Origin of the sequence: Colwellia sp. C2M11 (genome assembly GCF_018860915.1) — a bacterium.
GTDB lineage: Bacteria > Pseudomonadota > Gammaproteobacteria > Enterobacterales > Alteromonadaceae > Colwellia.
Genome location: NZ_JAHKQD010000006.1, coordinates 1 through 1,719, shown reverse-complemented (window position 1 = coordinate 1,719; position 1,719 = coordinate 1). Strand labels below are relative to the sequence as shown.

2 protein-coding genes are annotated in these 1,719 nt (G+C 36.9%); both read left to right on the top strand.

Annotated elements, in window-relative coordinates; all coding sequences use genetic code 11:
* Positions 1-369: 369 nt before the first annotated feature.
* Positions 370-1,203 carry a DUF4393 domain-containing protein gene (locus KO509_RS01280; RefSeq protein ID WP_215971482.1) on the top strand — a complete coding sequence of 278 codons (834 nt, stop codon included), beginning with the start codon at positions 370-372 and terminating at the stop codon, positions 1,201-1,203.
* 75 nt (positions 1,204-1,278) lie between these two features.
* Entirely contained in the window at positions 1,279-1,521 is a 243-nt protein-coding gene (locus KO509_RS01275; RefSeq protein WP_215971481.1) for a hypothetical protein, read from the top strand.
* Positions 1,522-1,719: the final 198 nt, after the last annotated feature.

The following is a 1,719-nucleotide window of genomic DNA, read 5'->3' as shown; positions in this document are numbered from 1 at the left end:
TTTGATAATTATAAAAACATCCCAGCTAGCTGTGTATTTATACAGTTACAATGTGTTTTCAACAAAAACGCAGTTTTTTGTGTAGAAAGTGAGCATTAATATGCTCACTTTCTACATAGGTAAAATTTTAATTTATTGATTTTTAGTATTTAATTTTTTAAGCACTGCGTCATACTCAGCACAAAATAGCTGAGTATGACGCAGTGCTTAGTTTCTACAAACTTAATGTTTAAAATAAAACCACCTGTTTAACTATAAAGCTTTGACAAGTAATAATTTAATTATTATTGTTTTGTTATTCTGTTATTTCATAATCCGTTACTATCGTGAATTATGGATAATATACTGTTATGTTTCAAGGAGTAATGAATGACTGACAAAGATCCTTCAGGAACAGAGAGTAATGTAGAAGGAACTATTAAGGCCGTTACTGGTTTAGTTAAGGAAGTTCCTGTCTATGAAGATGCGATTCAACCCGTCGCAAAGGAAACAGGAAAAGTACTGCAGACTGTTGGTCGTACAGTCAATGCTGCGCTTTTACCCGTGCGAGGGTTAGTCTGGGGAATTGAACAAATCGAAGAGTTTGTTCACTCGAAAGTTTCTAAGAAGCTTGAAAGCACGCCTGTAGAAAACATATGCACGCCAGACCCTGCTGTAGCTGGGCCAGCACTGGAATCACTAAGATATACAGGACATAAAGAGTCCTTAAGCGAGCTATATGCCAACCTGTTGGCATCAGCGATGGATAAAGAAACGGCCAAAACTGCTCACCCAGGTTTCGTAGAGATAATTCGAAATATGTCTTCCGACGAAGCAAAGCTCCTTGAATACATCATGAAAAATCAAGTAGTGCCTCTTGTCGATATAAAAAGAGTGTTACCCAAGAATCAAGGGGAGGTGAAAGTACATGAGCTTGTTTCAACGTTAGGCCATGATGCTGGCTTAGAGCATAAGGATCTTAGCTCATCATATCTCGTAAATTTGGAAAGGCTTGGTCTAATTGAAATACCTAGAGATGGCCATCTTACTAAGCCGGATGTTTATGACCGTCTTATCAATGATCCACCTGTACAGGCCGTTATTGAGCAGCTTAATAACAGCGGCGAAGAGGTAAAAGGGGATTTTAATAAATACTATGCAAGGGGTACTGTATTCGGAAGGCAGTTCAGTCAGGCATGTGTTATCAATCGAGAAAAAACATAACAAAAACAGTCAAGCCGACGCCAAAAAGCGGCGCGCTTGCTGTTGGCGTTATATTTCTTTCGATAGGAGTGTCAAATGAGTATATTTCTTGAGTTCATACCTAATCTATTTGTAGCTTTGGCTTTTGATTTTGTTCTGTATATAACTGGAGCAGGTGTATTACGTGTAATTTCTTTCGGTTTATCTAAACATCAATTACATAGTTATAGTGAATATAAAGAGTTTAAAGGCAAATCTAACAATGGCTATCTTGTGCCTTACGTAACAGGTATTTTGTTTTATGCCCTAATCATCATTTTAATTGCTTGGTTCAATTAAACGAAATATAACAAGGCATTAAAGCAGGAAAATTTACAGTTGGCTGTTTTCACTGCGTTCAACATTTTAGCCAACTATAAATTTCCTCTTAATGAGGCGTTGAGGCTGTAGAATTTCTCCCAAAAGACGTATTTACGTCTTTTTTTATATTTCCTCAATTGTTTGTTTTTTAAGCTTTAAGCAAGTTCCTCGCTGTGA